20 protein-coding genes and 1 pseudogene are annotated in these 21,083 nt (G+C 62.3%); 7 read left to right on the top strand and 14 right to left on the bottom strand.

The features are described 5' to 3' along the window. The first annotated feature begins 8 nt into the window (after positions 1-8). Entirely contained in the window at positions 9-593 is a 585-nt protein-coding gene (locus BACI9J_RS14370; protein ID WP_159734973.1) for a DivIVA domain-containing protein, read from the top strand. Between the two features lie 9 nt (positions 594-602). On the opposite strand, the gene BACI9J_RS14365 is transcribed toward BACI9J_RS14370, so the two are convergent. The 5 genes and pseudogenes from BACI9J_RS14365 to BACI9J_RS14345 form a co-directional block, all read right to left on the bottom strand. Continuing rightward, positions 603-1,148, bottom strand: a complete 546-nt coding sequence (locus tag BACI9J_RS14365; protein ID WP_442858660.1) for a hypothetical protein — start codon at positions 1,146-1,148, stop codon at positions 603-605. Between the two features lie 202 nt (positions 1,149-1,350). After that, positions 1,351-2,812, bottom strand: a pseudogene (locus BACI9J_RS14360) (sodium/solute symporter). Then, a complete protein-coding gene (locus tag BACI9J_RS14355) occupies positions 2,809-3,171 on the bottom strand; it encodes a hypothetical protein (protein WP_159734971.1) in 363 nt (120 codons plus the stop codon). The pseudogene BACI9J_RS14360 and the gene BACI9J_RS14355 overlap by 4 nt, the downstream one beginning before the upstream one ends. Beyond that, on the bottom strand, positions 3,168-3,887 hold the full coding sequence (locus BACI9J_RS14350) for a LytR/AlgR family response regulator transcription factor (RefSeq protein ID WP_159734970.1): 720 nt from the start codon (positions 3,885-3,887) through the stop codon (positions 3,168-3,170). Before BACI9J_RS14350 ends, BACI9J_RS14355 begins: the two co-directional genes overlap by 4 nt. Before the next feature lie 22 nt (positions 3,888-3,909). Further along, entirely contained in the window at positions 3,910-5,106 is a 1,197-nt protein-coding gene (locus BACI9J_RS14345; RefSeq protein ID WP_159734969.1) for a sensor histidine kinase, read from the bottom strand. Positions 5,107-5,368: 262 nt separating this feature from the next. On the opposite strand from BACI9J_RS14345, the gene BACI9J_RS14340 reads away from it, so the two are divergent. Together BACI9J_RS14340 and BACI9J_RS14335 are read left to right on the top strand one after the other, a co-directional pair. After that, positions 5,369-5,749, top strand: coding sequence for a DUF485 domain-containing protein (locus BACI9J_RS14340; protein WP_159734968.1), 381 nt, complete (start codon positions 5,369-5,371; stop codon positions 5,747-5,749). Further along, the gene (locus tag BACI9J_RS14335; RefSeq protein ID WP_159734967.1) at positions 5,746-7,365 is read left to right on the top strand and encodes a solute symporter family protein; all 1,620 of its coding nucleotides are present in this window, start codon (positions 5,746-5,748) and stop codon (positions 7,363-7,365) included. Before BACI9J_RS14340 ends, BACI9J_RS14335 begins: the two co-directional genes overlap by 4 nt. Positions 7,366-7,464: 99 nt before the next feature. Here BACI9J_RS14335 and BACI9J_RS14330 read toward each other — a convergent pair whose 3' ends face one another. The 5 genes from BACI9J_RS14330 to BACI9J_RS14310 form a co-directional block, all read right to left on the bottom strand. After that, positions 7,465-8,484 (bottom strand): PHP domain-containing protein, encoded by a 1,020-nt coding sequence (locus BACI9J_RS14330; protein ID WP_159734966.1) that lies wholly within the window; start codon positions 8,482-8,484, stop codon positions 7,465-7,467. A gap of 76 nt (positions 8,485-8,560) precedes the next feature. Continuing rightward, positions 8,561-9,166 (bottom strand): hypothetical protein, encoded by a 606-nt coding sequence (locus tag BACI9J_RS14325; RefSeq protein ID WP_159734965.1) that lies wholly within the window; start codon positions 9,164-9,166, stop codon positions 8,561-8,563. A 56-nt stretch (positions 9,167-9,222) separates the two neighbouring features. Continuing rightward, on the bottom strand, positions 9,223-9,630 hold the full coding sequence (locus BACI9J_RS14320; protein ID WP_159734964.1) for a DUF4383 domain-containing protein: 408 nt from the start codon (positions 9,628-9,630) through the stop codon (positions 9,223-9,225). Positions 9,631-9,758: 128 nt separating this feature from the next. Beyond that, complete coding sequence (locus tag BACI9J_RS24370; RefSeq protein ID WP_236558699.1) at positions 9,759-10,532, bottom strand: hypothetical protein; 774 nt, start codon at positions 10,530-10,532, stop codon at positions 9,759-9,761. A gap of 148 nt (positions 10,533-10,680) precedes the next feature. Further along, complete coding sequence (locus tag BACI9J_RS14310) at positions 10,681-11,151, bottom strand: Lrp/AsnC family transcriptional regulator (protein ID WP_024820292.1); 471 nt, start codon at positions 11,149-11,151, stop codon at positions 10,681-10,683. A 195-nt stretch (positions 11,152-11,346) separates the two neighbouring features. Here BACI9J_RS14310 and pdhA point away from each other — a divergent pair, with 195 nt between their 5' ends. Genes pdhA through BACI9J_RS14295 form a run of 3 tightly spaced genes read left to right on the top strand, consistent with a single transcriptional unit; the run spans position 11,347 to position 14,953 of the window. After that, complete coding sequence (gene pdhA, locus BACI9J_RS14305; protein ID WP_159734963.1) at positions 11,347-12,516, top strand: pyruvate dehydrogenase (acetyl-transferring) E1 component subunit alpha; 1,170 nt, start codon at positions 11,347-11,349, stop codon at positions 12,514-12,516. Further along, on the top strand, positions 12,516-13,526 hold the full coding sequence (locus tag BACI9J_RS14300; protein ID WP_159734962.1) for an alpha-ketoacid dehydrogenase subunit beta: 1,011 nt from the start codon (positions 12,516-12,518) through the stop codon (positions 13,524-13,526). The genes pdhA and BACI9J_RS14300 overlap by 1 nt, the downstream gene beginning before the upstream one ends. Beyond that, positions 13,523-14,953 carry a dihydrolipoamide acetyltransferase family protein gene (locus BACI9J_RS14295; RefSeq protein ID WP_159734961.1) on the top strand — a complete coding sequence of 477 codons (1,431 nt, stop codon included), beginning with the start codon at positions 13,523-13,525 and terminating at the stop codon, positions 14,951-14,953. The genes BACI9J_RS14300 and BACI9J_RS14295 overlap by 4 nt, the downstream gene beginning before the upstream one ends. A gap of 101 nt (positions 14,954-15,054) precedes the next feature. Here BACI9J_RS14295 and BACI9J_RS14290 read toward each other — a convergent pair whose 3' ends face one another. From BACI9J_RS14290 to BACI9J_RS14275, 4 genes are all read right to left on the bottom strand, one after another. Continuing rightward, positions 15,055-15,927: an NAD-dependent epimerase/dehydratase family protein gene (locus BACI9J_RS14290; RefSeq protein WP_159734960.1), complete on the bottom strand. Its 873-nt coding sequence runs from the start codon at positions 15,925-15,927 to the stop codon at positions 15,055-15,057. Positions 15,928-16,448: 521 nt separating this feature from the next. After that, positions 16,449-18,095, bottom strand: a complete 1,647-nt coding sequence (locus tag BACI9J_RS14285) for an HNH endonuclease signature motif containing protein (protein ID WP_236558698.1) — start codon at positions 18,093-18,095, stop codon at positions 16,449-16,451. A gap of 61 nt (positions 18,096-18,156) precedes the next feature. Next, positions 18,157-18,606: a hypothetical protein gene (locus tag BACI9J_RS14280; protein WP_201296710.1), complete on the bottom strand. Its 450-nt coding sequence runs from the start codon at positions 18,604-18,606 to the stop codon at positions 18,157-18,159. A gap of 93 nt (positions 18,607-18,699) precedes the next feature. Then, entirely contained in the window at positions 18,700-19,356 is a 657-nt protein-coding gene (locus BACI9J_RS14275) for an SACE_7040 family transcriptional regulator (protein WP_159734958.1), read from the bottom strand. Positions 19,357-19,471: 115 nt separating this feature from the next. Between BACI9J_RS14275 and BACI9J_RS14270 the strand changes: the two genes are divergently transcribed. Beyond that, entirely contained in the window at positions 19,472-21,082 is a 1,611-nt protein-coding gene (locus BACI9J_RS14270; RefSeq protein WP_159734957.1) for a carboxyl transferase domain-containing protein, read from the top strand. The last annotated feature ends 1 nt before the right edge of the window (position 21,083 follow it).

The raw sequence follows: 21,083 nt of genomic DNA, 5'->3' as shown, positions 1-21,083 counted from the left end.
GAAGACTAGTGGCCTTGGATATTCGACGCCAGATTCCCGCGACGTTCGACCGCGTGGAGCGCAGCAAGTACGGCTATAACGCCAAGCAGGTGGACGAGTTCCTCCAGCGTGCGCGGACGTCTTTTGAGAACCCCGTGGGCACAGCGGACCAGGTGGCCAGCGTGGACGTCAGGGCTGTGGCTTTTGATCCCGTCAAGGGCGGTTACGATGCCAACAGCGTCGATGCCGCACTGGACCGGCTGGAAGACGCGTTCGCACGCCGGGAGCGGGATGACCTCATCAGCCAGCAGGGCGAAGAAGCCTGGCTGCGGCAGATCGGCAAACTTTCCGGCATTCTCCGTGGAAGGCTGCACAGGCCCGACGGCGAGCGGTTCCGTCGCCCATCCGGGAAACGGGCCCGAAGCTACAACGTCCAGGACGTAGATGACCTGTGCGCCGAACTCATCGGGTACTTGGAGCACGATCAAGCACTGAGCGTGGACACCGTACGCCGCGCTGTTTTCCGTGCCGCCAAGGGTGCTGAGGGCTACGAGGAAGCCCAGGTGGACGCATTCCTTGCCCGTGTTGTGGAGCTCATGGCGGCCATCGACTAAGAGCCGCGGTTAGATCCGGGGTGGCGTGGCCGAAATGGGCGGGTTGTTCTTCCACACCTCAAGATAGCGTCGATGCCCACGGGTCAGAGATACGCCGAAGAATGCCAGCGCTGCCACGACGGCAACGGGTACGGCGGCTATGGTAGGCAGCCCGGCGGTCAACAGGGCCGAACCGATCAGCAAGGCGATCAGGGCTGAGTTCACGAACCCCATGAACACCATGCTGCTTCCGGCCACTTGGTTGAAATCTGAGCGCCCGCCAAGGAAGTAGTAGGTTCGCTTGGCACCGGGCTCGTCGTCGTGGTGTCCTGCCATAAGGTAAGGACGGACACCGGGGTCCAAGTCAACGTAGGCGGCCCGCAGCCGGTTCATGGCGAGGACATACATAAGGTCTTCCATGCCCACGCTCATCACCCGGACGTGCGTGAGCAGGCCGACCACAAGATCGATGCACAGTATGGTCAGCGCGAAGGCCCTGAAGGCATCTGAGAATTGCGTGGCGTTACCTACCAGTGCCACGCTCAGCAGGCTTGCCGAGGTGAAGGTCAGGAACATGCTGATACGGGTGAGGACTTCGCCTTGAGTGGTGCTCCTGGATGCCAGCAAGCTCCAGTGTTCGGTGGCCAGCAACTGCGCGCGGACGCTTGGAGACAACTCCGGTGAGGGCGATGGCGGTTCTGCAGCGGCCGCGCCCGGTTCCTCGGACATGGCGCCATTGTCCACCTTGCGGCTGCAGCGGACAACGGCTTGCTGCCCGCTATCTCTCTGTGACCACAGGTCTTTCCGGTACGTGCAGGCGCGACCCGGTTCACTGAGGCCGGAACGCGGTTTTTGGTCAGGATGGACACCGTCACGGTTACCGCGAAGGCGGCCGGAACGGTCCAGGCGGCAGGCTGAGCCAGCCATGCAGGCGCATTTTCGGGGCCCATGAGGGTGCCCGCCACCATGGCGCCGCCGCAAAGGACCGCCCCTGTGACCATGCCCGCGATGGCACCGGCGTCGGTCAGGCCGCGCCACCAAATTCCCAGCAGCAGCACCGGACAGATGGTGGATGCCGTGAAGGCAAAGACCAGGCCAACGCTTCCGGCCAGCGCAAGAGTGTCAGTCATGAGCGCAAAACCCAAGGGCACGACGGCGGCCAGCACCGCGGCGAGGCGGAAGCCCCTGACGCTTCCTCCAAAGAGGTCCTGGCTGATGACGCCGGATAGTGAAACTACCAGCCCGCACGTGGTGGACAGAAACGCGGCGAATGCTCCGGCCACCACCAATGCTGAGAGAAGATCGCCGGCCATGCCACCTACAAGTTTGCCGGGCAGCAACAGGACCAGGGCATCGGCTTGGCCGGATTGTGCGAGTTCGGGTGCGAACATTCTGCCGATGGCCCCGGAGAGTGTAGGGAAGAGATAGAAGACCGAAAGCAACCCCAGCACAATCAACGTGGTCCGGCGGGCCGATTGTCCGTCCGGGTTTGTATAGAACCTCACCAGGACGTGGGGGAGACCCAGGGTTCCGAAGAGCAGAGCAACCAAAAGTGATATGTGCTGGTACGCTCCGGCCGCACCTTGGCCGGTGGGGTTAATGGGAAGCGGTGCCTGCGGCTGTGTGCCGGTGCCTGCGAGCACCAGCAGGACGAAAACTACCGGCACTGCCAGAGCCGTCAGCTTCAGCCAGTATTGGAAGGCCTGAACAAAAGTGATCGAGCGCATGCCGCCTGCAGCCACGGTCAGGAACACAACCACGACTACCGCCGTCGAGCCTACCCACGACGGCACGCCGGTGGTGATCCTGATGGCGAGCGCAGCGCCGTGGAGTTGCGGCACGATGTACAGCCACCCGACGGCCACCACTACCAGGCTGGTTACGCGTCGGACCAGCTTGGAGTCCAGACGTGCTTCGGTGAAATCCGGGATGGTGTAGGCGCCGGAACGACGCAGGGGAGCGGCCACGAAGAGCAACAGCATGAGGTAACCGGCGGTGTACCCAACGGGGAACCACAGTGCGTCGGTTCCGGACAGGAGGATCAGCCCTGCGACACCCAGGAAACTGGCAGCTGAGAGGTACTCGCCACCGATCGCGGAGGCGTTCCACCATGGAGGGACCGTTCGAGAGGCCACGTAGAAGTCGCCGGTAGTTCGTGAGATGCGGAGGCCGTAGAAGCCTATGACCGCAGTCGCGATGGATACGGCCAGAAAAGCTATGAGCCCAACGGCCGGATTCACTTGTCCTCCACAAGGTCCCGGTAGCGGGCCTCATTGCGGGCTGCTGCACGATTGTAGAGCCAGGCGCTGAGTCCGATCACAGGGTAGATGCCGGCACCCAATACCAGCCAGTCCAGGGGAATTCCGGCGATCCGGGTCTCAGCCACCCCGGGTCCGTAGACCAGGAAGAGTGCCAGAATGGCGAGGATGACCAGGAACCCGCAGGCCACCACCAAGGCCAAGCGCAACTGGGTTCGGATCAGGGATCGGATGAAGATCCGCCCGGCGTCGGAGTCCTCGGTAACCTCCCCTTGGTGCGGGGGCCTGCTCGGTGTGGCAGTGACCGGTTGACGCGGGGCCGTGACGCGGACGCGTGTCATCCTTGCGGCCGGATACGGGTGGCGTGCAGCTTATCCCTGACTGATGGCAGGTGCCTGCGGCTGATGGGCAGTTCAGCACCGGCCACCGCCACGCTCGGCCCCGTGGCGGACAGCTTGAGGTGCTGTACATGGTTCAGGGCGATGAGGTACGAGCGATGGATCCGGATGAACCCGGCGTCCGCCCACTTTTGCTCGAGATCGCTGAGGGGAACCCGGATCAGGTAACTGGCTTCGGCGGTGTGAAGCCTTGCGTAGTCGCCCTGGGCCTGCACATAGGTGACGTCGTCGCGGCGGATCATTCGGGTGGTGCTGCCGAGGTCCACTGTGATCATCTCCGGCGCGGGAGTTCCGTCCTTGATCAGCTCACTGATGCGGTCTACGGATCGTGAAAGCCTTTCCGCCCGCAGGGGCTTGAGCAAGTAATCGACGGCGGCGAGGTCGAAGGCTTCCAAGGCGCAGTCTTCGTCTGCGGTGACGAATACGACGGCGGGTGGATGGCTGCTGCGGGAAATGGCGCGTGCGATGTCAAGGCCGGAGAGCGCGGGCATGTGGATATCGAGGAAGACGGCGTCCACGGACTCTGTTTCCAGGGTCCGCAGAGCTTGGGCGCCGGAGGATGCCCGGTGGATGGCGCCTATGCGCCCATCCCGGCCCAGCAGGAAGGCGAGCTCCTCCACCGCGGGCAGTTCGTCATCAGCGACGAGCACGTTGATCATGATTAATAGACTAACCGTAGCCTTAGGCGTCGTGATCGGGTTGGGATTTGGGCACCCGCATGGTGATCATGGTCCCTTCGCCGGGCGCCGTGTCAATAACAAGGCCGTGTTCGTCGCCGTAGACCTGCCTGAGCCGGGCGTCCACGTTGCGAAGCCCTACGTGGTCACCGTCCGTGTGTCCGGCGAGTACTGACCGCAGATGCTCCGGGTCCATTCCCACGCCGTCGTCCTCGATGGTCACTTCGGCGAAAGCACCGGAATCATTGGCACAAATGGTGATGTGTCCCGGGCCTTCCTTGGCTTCCAGACCGTGCCGGACGGCATTTTCCACCAGTGGTTGAAGGCTGAGGAACGGAATGACTGTGCTGAGGACTTCGGGGGCGATCCGGAGACTGACTTGGACCCTTTCGCCGAACCTGGCACGCTCCAGCAGGAGGTACCGGTCTATGCAGCGGAGTTCCTCAGCCACCGTGGTGAAGTCCCCGTGCCGCCGGAATGAGTACCGGGTGAAATCGGCGAATTCAACCACGAGCTCCCTGGCCCGGGCCGGATCGGTGTTAATGAATGAGGCAATGGCATTCAACGAGTTGTAGATGAAGTGCGGGCTGATCTGCGCCCGGAGTGCCCGGACCTCGGCTTCCATCAGGAGGGTCCGCGAGGATTCCAACTCTGCAAGCTCCAGTTGCGCGGCTATCCAGTCGGCCACCTCGCTGGTGGCCCTCACCAGCCCGGCCCCGGCCGCAGGAGCCAGCGCGGCCACCGAACCAACCACCCTGGATCCTGCCCGGATCGGTGCGATCACAGCGCTGAACTCCTGGTGCCCATGGTCTGCGGTAGCAGGATGACCGGCGCGGGGAACCACTACAGTGCGCCCCGTGGTCAGAACCTCCGCAGCGAGCCGCATGAGAGTTGGCCGGAGTTCTTCGGCGGCGCCGTCCCAGGCTAGTACGGCGTCCGTGTCCGTGATGGCCAACGCATCGCAGCCGAGCAGGACGCGTAGTTGCTTGCTTGCTTTGGCTGCACCGGGGGGATGGAGCCCGCCGCGAAGATGCTGCCCGGCCTTGGAAGCGGCATGAAGTGTGTTGTACGTTGCGCGCTCGGCGTCCGTGCCCAGGTCACGGACGGAGCGGATCACCTTGAGGCCAACACCCACCACGACGGCGACTGCCAGCACGATCACGGCGATCGCGGCTGCGGTGAAGAGCGGGGAATCAGGCATGAGGCCAGCGTAACCGGACGTGCCCCCACCTTCCGCCGGTTGCCCGCGATGGACCCTCGATGGACCCGCGATGGACCCAGGATGGACAGCGCAGCCAGGCCGGATGGACCCGGTAGCCACCGTTTGGCGCAGCATTACAACCGCTGAGCGACAGCAGCCAGCGATTCTCTGGAAGAGGCACCGCACCGCATTCGATAGTGATTGCAGTCACATTGGCAAGGCGTGTGGAGCTGATGTGGACACATCACAATCAGGAGGAACCATGGGTAATGAGGCCCAAGCCCAGGACGCAACGGCGTCCGTGGACTTTCAGGAAGTCCAACAGACGGAACGGTTCAAGACACTGCGCAAACGGCACCGCAGCTTCGTCTTCCCCATGGCAGTGGTATTCCTGCTCTGGTATTTCGCTTACGTTCTTTTGGCCGACTATGCCGTGGAGTTCATGTCCATCAAAGTTTGGGGCAACATCAATGTCGGCCTGATTCTGGGCCTGCTGCAGTTCGTCACCACTTTTGGCATTACGGCTTGGTACGTGAGCTACTCCAACCGGAAGTTGGACCCCATCGCTGCTGAAATCCGCAACGAGATCGAGGGCCACGAATTTGATAAGGACGGCAATGTGAACAGAGGGGCAGCCAAATGAACACCATGGTCCCGGCGGCGGTTAACGTCGCAGCCCTCAAAGACACCACTCTTCTGAACATGGGCATCTTTGCCCTCTTCGTAGCGGTCACCATGGTGATCGTCTTCCGTGCGAGCCGAAACAACAAGACCGCGGCCGACTACTACGCAGCCGGCCGATCCTTCACCGGCTCCCAAAACGGCACGGCAATCGCAGGAGATTACCTTTCAGCGGCATCCTTCCTCGGCATCACCGGCGCCATTGCCATCAACGGCTACGACGGGTTCCTGTACTCCATCGGCTTCCTTGTTGCCTGGCTTGTGGCCCTGCTCCTGGTAGCTGAACTACTGCGCAACACCGGCAAGTTCACCATGGCCGACGTCCTGTCCTTCCGCCTGCGTCAGCGCCCGGTGCGCATTGCGGCGGCCCTGTCCACCCTGGCGGTTTGCTTCTTCTATCTCCTGGCCCAAATGGCAGGTGCCGGCAGCCTTATTTCGCTCCTGCTGGGCATCAGCGACTGGGGTGGTCAGGCCCTGGTGATTATCGTCGTCGGCGCCTTGATGATCATGTACGTACTGATCGGCGGCATGAAGGGCACCACGTGGGTCCAAATCATCAAAGCGATCCTGCTGATTGCCGGCGCGGCCGTCATGACAGCCATGGTCCTTGCCATCTACGGCTTCAACCTTTCCAGCCTCCTGGGATCCGCAGCCGAGGCCGCCAACAACCCGGCCGTCCTGAACCCGGGCCTGCAATACGGCAAGACCGAAACGTCCAAGCTCGACTTCATGTCTCTTGGCCTCGCCCTGGTCCTCGGAACCGCTGCGCTGCCACACGTCCTGATGCGTTTCTACACCGTCCCCACAGCCAAGGAAGCCCGTAAGTCCGTTGTCTGGGCCATTTGGCTGATCGGCCTGTTCTACCTCTTCACCCTGGTGCTGGGCTACGGTGCAGCAGCGTTGGTGGGTGCAGAGACCATCAAGTCCGCACCCGGCGGCGTTAACTCCGCAGCGCCTCTGCTGGCCTTCCACCTGGGTGGCCCGCTGCTCCTGGGGTTCATCTCGGCAGTTGCCTTCGCCACCATCCTGGCGGTGGTTGCGGGCCTGACCATCACGGCGGCAGCATCCTTCGCGCACGATATTTACGCAAATGTCATTGCCAAGGGCAAGGCCGACGCAGTCACCGAGGTGAAGGTGGCCCGGCGCACTGTGGTGGTAATCGGAGTCCTGGCGATCCTTGGCGGCATCTTCGCCAACGGACAGAACGTAGCCTTCCTCGTGGCCCTGGCCTTCGCAGTTGCAGCATCGGCAAACCTGCCCACCATCGTCTACTCCCTCTTCTGGAAGAAGTTCACCACCCAGGGAGCGGTATGGAGCATGTACGGCGGCCTTGCTGCAGCCATCTTGCTGATCACGTTCTCACCGGTGGTTTCCGGCGCAAAGACCTCCATGATCCCGGGAGCAAACTTCGCCCTCTTCCCGCTGAGCAACCCCGGCATAGTGTCCATCCCGCTGGCCTTCTTCCTTGGCTGGCTCGGAACCGTCCTGGATAAGCGGCGCGAAGATCCGGCCAAGCAGGCGGAAATGGAAGTGCGCTCGCTGACCGGCGTAGGTGCTGAGAAAGCGGTAGATCACTAACCTTGCCGGCACAGGCACCAAGAAGAAGGGGCTCCTCCTGCGAATAGTTGCAGGAGGAGCCCTTTTGGCTCATGCGCACTCGTCCGAGTCACCAACAACCTATTTCTTCAGGCTCAGCCACTCCTTCAATTGATCCAGAGGCCATGTGGTGACAATCCGTTCCTTGGGCACGCCGAGGGTTTCGGCCCGCTCCGCACCGTACTGCAGGAAATCCAGCTGCCCGGGAGCGTGGGCATCGCTGTCGATGCTGAACAGGCAACCGGCGTCCAGGGCCATCTTGATGAGGTTGTCCGGCGGGTCCTGGCGCTCGGGCCTGGAGTTGATTTCCACTGCCACGCCCCACTCCGCGCATTCCTTAAAGACTTTGGCTGCATCGAATTCGGACTCGGGCCGGGTACCCCGGGAACCCTGTACGAGGCGGCCTGTGCAATGCCCCAGGACGTTGGTGTGGGGATCGGTGATGCCGCCCAGCATTCGCGCAGTCATGGTCTTTTTGTCGGATCGAAGCTTTGAGTGGACGCTTGCCACCACTACATCCAAGCGGTCCAGCATTGCCGGGGTTTGATCAAGGGTTCCGTCTTCAAGGATGTCCACCTCGATTCCTTTGAGCAATCGGAATCCATCCTGTGCGGCGTTGATCCCGTCCACCACATCCAACTGCTTCTCAAGCCGTTCCACGCTGAGGCCATTGGCGATGGTGAGATTCGGGGAGTGGTCCGTCAGGGCAAGATACTCGCGGTCAAGGGTGCGGGCGGCGGCAACCATCGCTTCGATGGGGGAGCCGCCGTCGGACCAGTTGCTGTGGCTGTGCAGGTCCCCGCGCAGCTCTGCCCGTAGAGTGTCGCCTCCGGAGGCCAGCGCTTGGGTGCCACGTTCGCGCAGATCAGCCAAGTAGTCAGGAACCCGGCCTTCCAGGGCCTGGCTGATGACTTCGGCGCTGCGGTTGCCCACGCCTTTCAAACTGGTGATACGCCCTGATGCCACCAGCTTCCTTAGGTCGTCCGGCGGAAGTTTGCGGGCGGCGTCGGCTGCTTTCCGAAAGGCCTGGACCTTGAAAGTGGGGGCCAGGCTTCTTTCGAGCCAGAAGGCAATTTCGTCGAGGGCCTCGATGGGATCCATGGCTCCATGATCCACGAACAAGGCGCACCATCAACAGTGGGCATTGTCGATGATGCGCCCGTCCGGTCACCGCCAGCTAGTGGTGGTGACCCGGGTCCAGGGCGGGATTGGAGCCCTGGCCGTTTTCTTTGTGGGGTGCCTGGCCATGCTCTCCATGAGGGACGGCGTGCTGGCCCGCCATCGAGGCAGCAAGGCCCGGGGTTGCCACTGATGCGACAACGACGGCGGCTCCGAACGCGGCTGCCAGAAGCCGCCCGGTCCTTGGCTGGCCGTGGGCGCCGCCGTCGTTGGTCTTGTGCTGCCGCCTCAACCAACCGGCCCCGGCAAGTGCCATGAGCGTCAGGCCGAGGGCGGCAAAGTGGCTCACGTTCAGTGAGCGCTGGGTACTGACCCCGGCCACCGTAACGGCAAGGTGTGCAGCGGCCGTGAGGGCGAGGACAGGAACGGCAAGACGGACCATCACCAAGCTGTTGCGGTGCAGCCCCCACAGCGACCATGCCAAGAACGCAAGGCCGCCAGCGAGGGTTGCCACCCCGGCAACCAGGATGCCGGGTGTTAAGCCAACAGTGCCGGTGAGATAACCGGCTGCAAGGGAAAGCTCCACCATCCCGGCGGACATTGCTGCGAAGTACACGAACAGCAGGGTAGCTGCGCTGAGCGTGGGGTGGTTCTTCCGTTCCATGGCTCTTACCGTCCTCTTGCTTTTCAGCCGGTGATCAGATGCTTTTCAGGGACTGATCAGGCGTGTGCGGAAGCTACGGCGGCCTTGTCCTGGGACAGTGCGACGCCCAGCAGGACCACGGCACTGGCAAGGTGAAGGACGTTGTCCGCACCGTTAAGGGCGATGATGTTCAGCGAGGAACCCACCAGGAAGAGTCCGAGGATGCCCACCAGAAGGTAGACGCCACCCACAGTGGTGTTGACGCCCTTGGACAGCGTGACGCTGTTCATGCCGGCGTAGAGCAGTGCAGCGCCAATGGCCAAGTGGATGATGTTGTGAAGCGGATTCACGGCGAAGATGATCAAGTTGGCGCCCTCGGTGGAGAAGAAGCCAATTCCCGAGGTGACAAAGAATCCGAGCACGCCTACCAAGAGGTAGACGGCTCCGAAGATGGTGGCGATCAGGCGATTGGGCGAAGTACGCATGGTCCGAACCTTCCGGTGATGGCCGGAAAACCCGGCCGTCCTGTTGAGCCCCGGCTGGGGCTCTCAAGCAGTAATTCGGACCATATGCGCAGGTGGATGGGTGGTGGACCGGAATAATTCCGGGACGGTCAGGGGCGGAGGCGGATGCTGCTCATTTTGAGATCGTCAGTGCCTTCGAAGATGTACTGAAGATCTATCGTCTTGCCATCGCATTGCAAGGTTCCGCCGAGGCTGGCTTTGTTGTTTCCGTTGTCCGAGTTCACGTTGACGGAGTTGTAGTTGGGCTTGCACGAGCTGTCCAGGTTAAGGCTGGCAATGCCGTCCACGAACGACTGCTTGTCCAGTTCGTCTTTAAGCGGCTGGCTCAAGTAGTTCTCATATGCCTGTTCTGTCTGGCCGGATACCACCAGATTGGTGAATTCGTCCGCCAAGGACCTCGCTTTGGATGTCGCGTTCCCCACCAGGTTGACGAGCAGCAACACACCTACCACTGCCAGCACGATCACGCCCGCCACAACGCTCAGGATGATCCACAGCAGTTTCCGGTTCTTTTTCGGTGGCTGCTGACCGTAAGAGCCCGGGTACTGGCCGGGCTGATGCTGACCTTGGGCGTATGCGTTCTGCCCCTGCGGGTACGGGTTTTGGGCGTAAGGGCCCGGGCCTGCTCCCGCGTATTGGGGGTTGCCTTGGGGAGAATCCGACGACGGCGGCTGTTGCCACTGCGGGGACGCGCCAGTCTGAGGTGGGTAGCCCGGTCCGGTCTGCGGCTGGTAGCCAGGGCCCGGCTGCGGCGAATACGGGGCGCCGGTCTGCGGCGGGTACCCGGGGCCTGGCGGAACCGGTGGCGGGTTCTGGCCTTGATGGTTCGGTTCGGGCTGGTTGGGTTGTTGCGGGTTGCTCACGGTAGTGCCCCTTTCGGTAGCCTTCGGCAGCGCCACCACATGGCCGGGGTCCTCTGGCCGGCCCCCGATGCGTCCACTTGCATCAAATCCTATGCAGGTTCGGCGGTCAATTACTGCAACGCCCATTACTGCAGGTGAACAGCCGTTTCTACTCTCCGGAGCGTCTTCCCAACAGCGGCTGAACCCGGTAAGGGATCATCTCCCGCATTGCCAACGCCGTATCCGTTCGCTCCACCCCATCGCAACCGAGGATCTTTCCGTTGATGCGATAGAGGTCCTCTGCGTCCAAGGCGACCACGCGCAGAAGCAGATCCGCCGAGCCGGTCAGGCCGAACCCTTCAAGGATCTCCGGAATGTCGGCGAGGTCTTCGGAGAGTGAGGCCAATTTTTGTTGCTGCACATGGACGGTGATGAAGGCGGTGAGCGGGTACCCCAGCGCTGCGGGATTGATGCGCCGCTCGAAGGAGAGGAACGCGTGTTTCTTCTCGAGCTGGGCCATGCGGGCCTGGACGGTATTCCTGGACAGGCCGAGCTTCTGAGCCAGGGCCACAACAGTCCCTCGAGGATCTTTGGCCATGGCCGATAGGAGCCGGGTATCAGTGCCATCCAAGGGTTGCATAATGCGCAAGATTAGCACGGTCGGGAACGGTGAAACAGGGCAAAATGATCAAATTGCGGAGTGGTGGTTGTACCCCCTGTCACTTGTGAGTAGGGTCACAATTAACTCCGGCGAAGGTGCCGGAGGGCCGGTCTGCGGCAGGATCACAAGTCCAGCCAGCGCCGACGAAAACGAGCCGGAAGGTTGCGATCACCTGTGTTGACGGATCAGGCGGGCAAGGGAGTGCACAAGCACACTCCGGGCCCTGGACATAGTGCACAAATTCCCTTGAGGACTGGCGGAGATCTGCTCCAGTTGGTGTCGCCGGAAGGCGAACGTATCAGTCATCCCGAATTCGATATCTGGGTCAAGGACATCGGCGATGAGCACTTGTGCTCCTTGTATGAGGACATGACAGTCATTCGCCGTATCGATGCGGAGGCGACGGCTCTCCAGCGTCAGGGAGAGCTCGCGTTGTGGCCCCCGTTGCTGGGCCAGGAGGCGGCACAGATCGGCTCAAGCCGCTCCCTCCGGGATGATGACTTCGTCTTCCCGAGCTACCGCGAAAGCGGAGTGGCTTATGTGCGCGGCGCCCATCTCTCCGAGATCGCCCGGGTGTGGCGCGGCAATGCTTCCTATGGCTGGGATCCTTTACGCATCAATCTTGCGACGCCCCAGATCATTATTGGTTCCCAGAGCCTCCACGCCACCGGTTACGCCATGGGTGTCCAACTCGATGGTGCCAATACCGCAGTCCTTGCCTACTTTGGCGATGGCGCGACGAGTGAAGGTGACGTCAACGAGGCCATGGTCTTCGCCGCAAGCTACCAGGCTCCCGTAGTGTTCTTCTGCCAGAACAACCATTGGGCAATTTCCGAGCCTGTCCGGGTACAGTCCCACGTTCAGTTGGCCGACAGGCCCACCGGATTCGGTATCCCCAGCATGCGGGTGGATGGCAATGACGTCCTGGCTGTCATGGCTGCAACCCGCGTGGCTTTGGACCGCGCCCGCAAGGGTGGCGGACCCACCTTCATTGAGGCCGTTACCTACCGGATGGGCCCGCACACTACTGCCGATGACCCTACCCGCTACCGGGACCCCATCGAATTGGAGGACTGGGCGGCCAAGGACCCGATTCTGAGGCTGCGCAAATTGCTCGAAGCCAAGGGCCTGCTGACTGAGGACGTGGAAGCACGGGTGAAGTCCAAAGCTGATGCTGTGGCAGCCGAACTTCGCGCCAGCTGCATCGATATGCCGGATCCGCAGCCTCTTGACGTTTTCAACCACGTGTACAGCACCCCCAACTCCTGGATTGACCGCCAGAAGGACCACTACTCGCGCTATTTGAACAGCTTCAACCAGCCGGTCCAGGAAGGTGCACTCTGATGTCCAAGCTCACTTTTGCCCGGGCCATCAACGCCGGCCTCCGGAAGTCCCTGGAAAATGACCCCAAAGTGGTCCTCATGGGAGAAGATATTGGCTCGCTAGGCGGCGTCTTCCGCGTCACGGACGGTCTTCAGAAAGACTTCGGCAACCACAGGGTGATCGATTCGCCGCTGGCTGAGTCCGGCATCATCGGCACCGCAGTCGGTTTGGCCTACCGCGGGTATCGGCCGGTCTGCGAGATCCAGTTCGATGGCTTCATCTACCCGGCGTTCGACCAAATTGTCAGCCAGGTTGCCAAAATGCACTACAGGACGCAGGGGAGGGTGAAGATGCCCATCACCATCCGTGTTCCATTCGGCGGCGGCATCGGATCCCCGGAGCATCACTCCGAATCACCCGAGGCATATTTCACGCACACTTCGGGGCTCCGGGTCGTAGCTGTTTCCAACCCGCAGGATGCCTACACCATGATCCAGCAGGCCATCGCTTCGGATGATCCCGTCCTCTACTTTGAGCCCAAGCGTCGTTATCACGACAAAGGTGATGTGGATGAGACCCTCGACCTCTCCAGAGCCCTTCCCTTGGACAAAGCTGCCGTGGTCAGCGCCGGTTCTGATGTCACTTTGGTCGCCTACGGTCCGCTCGTGAAAACTGCCAAGGATGCCGCAATGGCCGCAGCCGACGAAGGCATTTCAGTGGAAGTCATCGACCTCCGCTCGCTGGCGCCCGTGGACTACCCCGTGGTGGAAGCTTCCGTCCGGAAGACCGGACGCCTGGTGATCACCCACGAGGCCGGCCAGTCCGGCGGCCTCGGCGCCGAGATCGCCGCCAGCATCACAGAGCGCTGCTTCCACTATCTGGAGGCTGCCCCGGTCCGCATTACCGGTTTCGATGTTCCGTATCCGTACTCGAAGCTCGAAATGCACCACCTGCCGGATCTGGACAGGATTCTCGACGGCGTGGACCGCGCCTTGGGCCGGCGCAACTCGTTGAGTGGACTGGAAGGATGACCGCCACCATGATCAAGGAATTCAGGCTGCCGGACCTCGGCGAGGGCCTGACCGAATCGGAAATCCTGAGTTGGAAGGTATCGGTAGGGGACACCGTCACGCTGAATCAGGTTATCGCCGAGGTTGAGACCGCCAAGGCCGTGGTCGAGCTGCCTTCTCCCTTTGCAGGGGTGGTAGCTGAGCTGCATGAGCAGCCCGGCACAGTGGTTGAAGTTGGGAAGCCCATCGTTTCGTTTGAGGTTGACGACGCCGGGTCCGCCAACGGGGGTGCCGCACCTGACGGGGGCAGCCGGTCAGCCGGCAACGGGTCTGCTGGTGACCGTTCCGCCGTCGAAACATCTACACATGGTTCTCCGGTCACGGGAGGTTCTGAAGCAGTGGGTGCCCCCGCGAAACGTGAGCCGAACCTGGTGGGGTACGGGGCCGTCGTCGAGCATTCCGGACGCCCAACACGGCGTGCCCGGGGTCAGGTCCTGGACGTAGAGTCCCTCACGCTCGAGGCTCCGGCCAAGACGGGGCCGGCAGCGCCACCTCAGGCAGAGGGTGACTTCTCTGAACGACCTCGCTCGACCCCGCCTGTGCGTAAGCTCGCCCGCGACCTGGGAATCAATCTGGAACTGGTCCCCGGCACCGGACCGGGCGGGCTCATCACCCGGGAGGACGTCCAGAACTTTTCCGGTGCAACAGAAGCTCCTTCCGAGACTCCGGTTTCTGTTGCCCCAGGTGAGCGGGAAACCCGGACCCCCATCAAGGGTGTCCGCAAGTTCACGGCCGCAGCCATGGTGCAGAGCGCCTTTACTGCGCCCCACGTCACCGAGTTCCTCACCGTGGATGTCACGGCAACCATGGATCTGCTGGCAAGGCTCAAGGGGAACAAGGCGTTCGAAGGCTACAAGCTGACACCGCTGACCATTGCGGCCAAGGCGGTTTTGGTGGCGCTCCGCAACAACCCGTCTCTGAACTCCCGGTGGGATGAGGCGAGCCAGGAAATTGTCCAGTTCAACTACGTGAATCTGGGCATCGCGGCCGCTACGCCCCGAGGCCTGACGGTCCCGAACGTCAAGGACGCGGACCGGCTGACCCTGCGCGAGCTTTCCACGGCGCTGACCGAACTCACGGACACGGCGCGTGCAGGCAAGACGTCGCCGTCGGACTTGTCCGGAGGCACCATCTCCATCACCAACATCGGCGTCTTTGGAATCGACGCCGGGACTCCCATCCTGAACCCGGGCGAGGCTGCCATTGTGGCTTTGGGTGCCGTGCGGAAGGCGCCATGGGTGGTGAACGACCAACTCGCTGTCCGGCAGGTCATGTCCCTCAGCCTGTCCTTCGACCACCGCTTGGTGGATGGGGAACAGGGATCCCGGTTCCTTGCCGACCTCGGCGCCATCCTTGCCGACCCCGCCATGGTGATGACTATGATCTAGCCGTAACCAAAGCTGCGCCGGCCCATCCCTTTACGAGTGCTTGCAGGAAACTGCAGCTAAGGGGTGGGCCGTCGCGCGTTAGCCGGCAGCGTCAGCCGGCGTCAGTCTTCTGTAGGCGTGGTGCGGTTTGAGTGGACAGTGCGCCAGCTGTGCTCGGGCTCAAATCCCAGAAGCCTGCGCGCCTTGTCAATGGACAGCATGGTTTCGTGCTCGCCCAGTTCTTTAAGGACCTCGACGCCGGGGAAGACTTCCGCAGCCAACCCGGCGCTGCTCCGGCTCATCACGGTATCCGCCGCAGCGATGATGAAGGCCTCGAACCCAGGTTCGCCATGTTCCAAAGCCCTGACGACCGCCAACGCACCGTCCCGGGCATCAATGTAGCCCCAAAGGTTCCATTTCCGGAGGGTTGGATCAGAGTCGAAGGACGGGAAAGCATCGTAGTCCTCGGGATCCATGACGTTGGAAAAGCGCAAGGCCGTGATACTCAGTTCGGGGTCCCATCGCGTGAGCTGGATGGCCATCTGCTCCTCAAGGTGCTTGACCAGCGAATAAGTGCTTTCCGGGCGGGCTACGTACTCCTCATCCACAGGAATGTAGGGAGGGTCGATCTCGAAGGGGAGACCCAGGACGGTCTCGCTGGATGCATAGACCACCTTTTTGATGCCGGCCCTTCGCGCCGCTTGGAACACGTTGTACGTGGACACCATGTTGTTCTCGAAGATCGCGGCGTCGGGGGCAAGGCCCGGGGCAGGGATGGCGGCCAGGTGAACGATTGCGTCCAAGCCATGGTGCTGGTCATCCAAGCCTAGAATGACGTCCAGAACCTGACCGTAGTTGCGGAGGTCAACGTTGACGTAGCCCTTACCCCGAGCGCCGACGCGGTCCATGTTGAGCACATTGTGGCCATCCTGCGTGAGCCGCCGGACTACACTCCTGCCCAGTTTTCCGCTTCCGCCCGTGACGGCAATCCTCATGGTGTGCTCCTCGATAGTGGCTGGTCCCTGACAGCGTTGCCTTGTTGACTCCACTTCCCGTTGACTCGGCAAGGCTTCGAAGTTCAGCCTAGGTGGCGCGCCGGCAGAAAACAGCCTCTGAAGCTGGCCCTGAGAGTCCTAGGAAGATACGAACGACCCAAAGGGCTCAGCGCGCGGCAACCTCTACCAGGGCGTCGCCGAGTACGCAAATGGGGAAACGCCGGCACTGCACCAGGGCGTCGCCGAGGATCTCACTGGGTCATTGCCCGGCTGTGCACCTGGGCGCAGCACATCACCACGCGGCGAGAAGCGTCCCAGCTTCATCCTGCGCCGCATTTGTGCGTGTTTATGTTCGTTGGGGTGTGTGGTGGTGGTTGCGGCGTGGTGTTTGGTGGGGGTCGATGTGGGGTNTGCTACAAAGGGCCACGGCCCAACCCGCCGGAAGGGTGCACACTCTCCTCATCGGATGGTCCCCCTGTCGGACGGATCCACTGTTTCCCGCGTGTTTGTGTTGTGCGTGTTTATGTTCGTTGGGGTGTGTGGTGGTGGTTGCGGCGTGGTGTTTGGTGGGGGTCGATGTGGGGTGGGGGGATGAACCAGGGGACGCCTGTTTTCATGTCGATGCGCCACTGTTCTTTGTGGATGAGGTGGTGGTGGTGGCTGCAGAGGAGGGTGCCGTTGTTTGTTCCGGTGGTGCCGCCGTGTGACCAGTAGGTGGTGTGGTGGGCTTCGCACCAGGGTGCGGGCATGGTGCAGTCGGGGAAGGCGCAGCCGCCGTCGCGGGCGGTGATGGCTTTGCGGATGTGGGGTGGGAAGATCCGGGTGGTGCGGCCGATGTCCAGGACGCGCGAGTCGCTGCCGAGCAGGATGGGGATGATGTCGGCGTCGCAGGCGATTTTGCGGATGGTGTTCGGGTGAATCGGGCCGGTGAACGTCGCTGTGCCCGTCCCTAAACCTGTGCCTGTCCCGAAACCTGCACCTGCAGCTGTCGCTGTATCTGTCCCTGTCGCTGTGTCTGTGCCGCGTTGTTTGTGCTGGCCGGCTTGGTTGTGGTTGTTGAGTTGTTCGAGGAGTTCTTGGTAGCCGATGGTGATGGCGAGTTGGGGTCGGTAGCCGCCGTTGGAGGGGAGTTTTCCGGTGGTCATCGCGACGCTGCAGGCACCGACGAGGCCGTTGAGGAGTTTCTGGGCCCGGGAGCGGCGGTCCAGGTCAGGACCAGCACCGGGTCCCACTCCGCCGGCTTCCGCGCCAACACCGGGTCCCACGCCGCCGGCTTCGGTGCCGCTGCCGGTGTCGGTGTTGGTGTCGTTGCTGGTGAGTCGGGGGTTGGTGGCGGTGTTCATGACGGTGGTGAGGGTTTCGTATTGTTCGTCGGTGGCGAAGATTTCGATGTGGTGCAGCCCGTAGCGGCGTCGTTTGCGCAGGAACGCGCCTTGGTGTTGACGGAGGAGTTCTTCGGAAGGTTCGGGGCCGTCATGGTCGATGGAGTCGATCCAGCGTTTGGTCATGGTGGTGAGGAAGTCCGGGTCGGTTTCCACCGCGGTGGTGGTCAGGGAGTGTTCCATCCGGGTGATGGTGTCCTGATCGGTGAGGTGCCGGACTTTGTCCAGGGCGGTACTGATGATCGTCGCGGACCGGGAGGACACCAGCCCGGTCCCGACGGCCTGGGCTAGGGTTTCGCGGCGGGCTGGGATCTCTTGGCCGGTCATCCCTGCCTGTGGGAGGACGTTGGGGGCGAGGGAGAGCCGGCGCCGTGCTTCACTGATCCCGATCCGCAACCGGGCCCGAAGGAACTGCGCCGCGTCCCGATACCCATCATCCAAAAACTGGGCTGCCTGAGTGGAGCGTTGGTCTCCGGCGGAACCTGACGCCGTGCCGGTTCCCGGCACCGGGTCAGTCCAGCCTGTCCGCCACTCCTGAGAATCCGCTGCTCCAGTGGGCGACGGCCACGCAGCACCGGCTTGTTGTGCTTCTTTCCGCGCCCGTTCCACCGCCTGCGCCGCGACAAGCTGCAAGAATTCCACGCTCCGGGAGATCTCCTCAACCCTTCCCGCAAAATCAGCAGCCTCAACGAACCCCAACAACCGGGCTTTATCAGCCGCGGAAAGTCGTGCGGAGTCCAGGAGTGCCGCGCCATCATCAAGAAGCGATGCCAAGTCAGATCGCAATGCCGGAACTGGTTCAGGAAGCGGCCTGCCCGAACGTGGGTTCGGCTGAGCAGGCGCAGGGTCACAGCTGGTCGGTTCTCCGCGCCATGGGGCGGGTGTAGATGCGGCGTTGTTGGGCGCCCTGCGTAGGCTGAGGGGCGCCAGTGGCCGCAGTGCTTTCACTCGGGCCGTCCGTGAACTCTGAAGCCCGGGCTGACTTGGCCTCGTGGAGCTGTTTTGGGCTGCTGAGCCCGCCACTACTGCTGAGCCCGACAGTAGCGTTGAGCGGGCCGGTACTGTTGGGCCGCCCTGCGTGTGCGCGCCACCGGTCGGCGTCGAGCTGGCCAGTATCGTAGAGACGGCCTGCGCAGTGGAAGTGTTCCATCACAGTGATGGGCGCCCTCGAGTCTTTGAACCCAGCCTTCACCAAATGCGGTGTGCTCATAACCCGCTTCGAACGGGCCGCAATCAGCGCAGCGACAGCGGGGGACGATTCCGCCCATGATGCCCCCGACTGCGCCAGTTTCTCCATGAATTAATCATTTCACCGGGGTCTGACATTTTTAGCTGGGAGTTGGTGACGGCGTCAACTGTCCCAGCAACACCCACCGCGGGAAGCGCAAAATCAGGCGGATGTCAGGGCCGCCAGGGCCATCTGTTCCAGGATGGGCCGGGCTGATTTCACCGCGATCTTCCTGCCGTGGTGGCGCACTGAGTGGGGTGTGGAGTTAATGAGCCCAAACGCTGCGTGCGCCCGAACCCGTAACCCGGGAACGTCCACGTCGGTGTGGATCCGTGCCAGGACGTCCACCCACGTTTCGACGTAACTGCGCTGGAGCGATCTGACTTCTGCCTGGTCGGCGTCGCTGAGGCTGCCGAAGTCCCTGTCCTGGACCCGGATGACGTCAGGATTACTCAGCGCGAAGTCAACCTGGAACCGGATCAGCCCCTTGAGGGCGCTCAAGGGGTCCTCGGATTCCGACACCACACGTAATCCGCCGTCCAGCAGGTCGCGGCTGACGCTGAGGAGAAGTTCGCCGAGGACTGCTTGTTTGCCGGGAAAGTGCCGGTAGACGGCGGGTCCGCTGACGCCTGCTGCTGCTCCGAGGTCCTCGAGGGACACGCGGGTGAAGCCGTTCTCGGCAAACAATCCTGCAGCCGCCGACAACAAGCTCAGCCTCCGGAGCTCCTTTGCTTGTCCGCGTTGCGTGGCGGCGGCTCGGGTGCTGTTGATGCTTGCTTCCTGACCTGCGGCCACGACTTCCTCCTTGCGCCAGGCCATGCCCGGCACCTCTGGTCCCGACTGTGCTGGACATCACAGTTAATACAGACTAACCTAAATTTCAGTTACGTGGCACTAACCGAAATGGCCTGTGGCCGGAATGGAACAGGGGTCAATGGAGACAATTTCCAGCCTGACGGGAGCCGCTGCCGGCACCTTTGAAGCCAACCAGGAGTCGCAGCTGGCCTTGGTGGAGGAATTGAAGGAGCGTTTGGCGACGGCGGCCCTCGGCGGTCCCGCCAAGTCGCGGGAGCGGCACATCGCCCGCGGGAAACTGCTGCCGAGGGAACGGATCGACTACTTGCTCGATGAGGGCAGCCCGTTCCTGGAGATCGCGCCTTTGGCTGCGAACGGTATGTATAACGATGATTCTCCGGGCGCCGGGGTCATTGCGGGCATTGGCCTGGTCCATGGCCGCCATGTGCTGGTGATCTCCAACGACGCCACGGTCAAGGGCGGCACCTACTATCCCATGACCGTGAAGAAGCACCTCCGCGCCCAGGAAATCGCGCTGGAGAACACACTTCCGTGCATTTACCTTGTGGATTCCGGGGGAGCATTCCTACCCAAGCAGGACGAAGTTTTCCCGGACAAGGAGCACTTTGGCCGGATCTTCTACAACCAAGCCAAAATGTCCGCGGCCAAGATCCCGCAGATTGCTTCCGTAATGGGATCGTGCACGGCCGGCGGCGCCTATGTGCCGGCCATGAGCGATGAGACAGTCATCGTCAGAAACCAAGGCACCATCTTCCTGGGCGGCCCGCCTTTGGTTAAGGCTGCCATCGGCGAGATCGTCACCGCGGAGGAATTGGGTGGCGGTGATGTCCACTCGAGGATTTCCGGGGTCACGGACCATCTGGCCGAGAATGATCAACACGCCTTGGAAATTGTCCGGGACATTGTGGCCACGTTGCCGAAGCCGGCACAGCCGGCCTGGGACGTGTCCGACGTCGTCCTGCCGCCCGTCGTCGACCCCTCAGAGATCTACGGTGTGGTTCCCACGGACGTCAACGCCCAATACGACGTCCGCGAAGTGATCGCCAGGCTGGTGGACGGTTCGGAGTTCCACGAGTTCAAGAAGAACTACGGCACCACCCTGGTGACCGGGTTCGCGCACCTGCACGGCCACCCCGTGGGCATCGTGGCCAACAACGGCGTCCTCTTCAGCGAATCCTCGCTCAAGGGAGCCCACTTCATCGAGCTCTGCGATCAGCGCGGCATTCCCCTGATCTTCCTCCAGAACCTCTCCGGCTTCATGGTGGGCAAAGACGTCGAGCAAGGCGGCATCGCCAAGAACGGCGCCAAAATGGTCACCGCCGTAGCTACGGCACGCGTGCCGAAACTGACTGTAGTGATCGGTGGGTCCTTCGGCGCAGGCAACTACTCCATGTGCGGCCGGGCGTACTCGCCGCGGTTTATGTGGATGTGGCCGGCCGCCCGTATTTCTGTGATGGGCGGAAACCAGGCCTCCAGCGTCCTCGCCACAGTCAAAAGGGACCAGTACGAGGCGGCCGGACAGGAATGGTCCACCGATGACGAGGAAGCCTTCAAAGCCCCCATCAAACAGCAATACGAAGACCAGGGAAGCCCCTACTACTCCACCGCGAGGCTGTGGGACGACGGGATCATCGATCCCGCTGACACCCGCCGTGTCCTGGGAATGGCCCTGGACGTTGTCTCTCGCCAACAACTGCCCGAGACCTCCTTCGGTCTCTTCAGGATGTGAC

This window comes from Arthrobacter sp. 9V, assembly GCF_902506065.1.
GTDB lineage: Bacteria > Actinomycetota > Actinomycetes > Actinomycetales > Micrococcaceae > Arthrobacter.
Note: the sequence above shows the minus strand (reverse complement) of the source record. Positions and strands in the feature narration are given on the sequence as shown.

Coding starts and splice junctions, on each gene's coding strand:
- BACI9J_RS14365 (WP_442858660.1), bottom strand. CDS start 1,148: ATGTTCCTGACCTTCACCTCGGCAAGCCTGCTGAGCGTGGCACTGGTA.
- BACI9J_RS14355 (WP_159734971.1), bottom strand. CDS start 3,171: ATGACACGCGTCCGCGTCACGGCCCCGCGTCAACCGGTCACTGCCACA.
- BACI9J_RS14350 (WP_159734970.1), bottom strand. CDS start 3,887: ATGATCAACGTGCTCGTCGCTGATGACGAACTGCCCGCGGTGGAGGAG.
- BACI9J_RS14345 (WP_159734969.1), bottom strand. CDS start 5,106: ATGCCTGATTCCCCGCTCTTCACCGCAGCCGCGATCGCCGTGATCGTG.
- BACI9J_RS14340 (WP_159734968.1), top strand. CDS start 5,369: ATGGGTAATGAGGCCCAAGCCCAGGACGCAACGGCGTCCGTGGACTTT.
- BACI9J_RS14335 (WP_159734967.1), top strand. CDS start 5,746: ATGAACACCATGGTCCCGGCGGCGGTTAACGTCGCAGCCCTCAAAGAC.
- BACI9J_RS14330 (WP_159734966.1), bottom strand. CDS start 8,484: ATGGATCCCATCGAGGCCCTCGACGAAATTGCCTTCTGGCTCGAAAGA.
- BACI9J_RS14325 (WP_159734965.1), bottom strand. CDS start 9,166: ATGGAACGGAAGAACCACCCCACGCTCAGCGCAGCTACCCTGCTGTTC.
- BACI9J_RS14320 (WP_159734964.1), bottom strand. CDS start 9,630: ATGCGTACTTCGCCCAATCGCCTGATCGCCACCATCTTCGGAGCCGTC.
- BACI9J_RS14310 (WP_024820292.1), bottom strand. CDS start 11,151: ATGCAACCCTTGGATGGCACTGATACCCGGCTCCTATCGGCCATGGCC.
- BACI9J_RS14300 (WP_159734962.1), top strand. CDS start 12,516: ATGTCCAAGCTCACTTTTGCCCGGGCCATCAACGCCGGCCTCCGGAAG.
- BACI9J_RS14295 (WP_159734961.1), top strand. CDS start 13,523: ATGACCGCCACCATGATCAAGGAATTCAGGCTGCCGGACCTCGGCGAG.
- BACI9J_RS14290 (WP_159734960.1), bottom strand. CDS start 15,927: ATGAGGATTGCCGTCACGGGCGGAAGCGGAAAACTGGGCAGGAGTGTA.
- BACI9J_RS14280 (WP_201296710.1), bottom strand. CDS start 18,606: ATGGAGAAACTGGCGCAGTCGGGGGCATCATGGGCGGAATCGTCCCCC.
- BACI9J_RS14275 (WP_159734958.1), bottom strand. CDS start 19,356: ATGGCCTGGCGCAAGGAGGAAGTCGTGGCCGCAGGTCAGGAAGCAAGC.
- BACI9J_RS14270 (WP_159734957.1), top strand. CDS start 19,472: ATGGAGACAATTTCCAGCCTGACGGGAGCCGCTGCCGGCACCTTTGAA.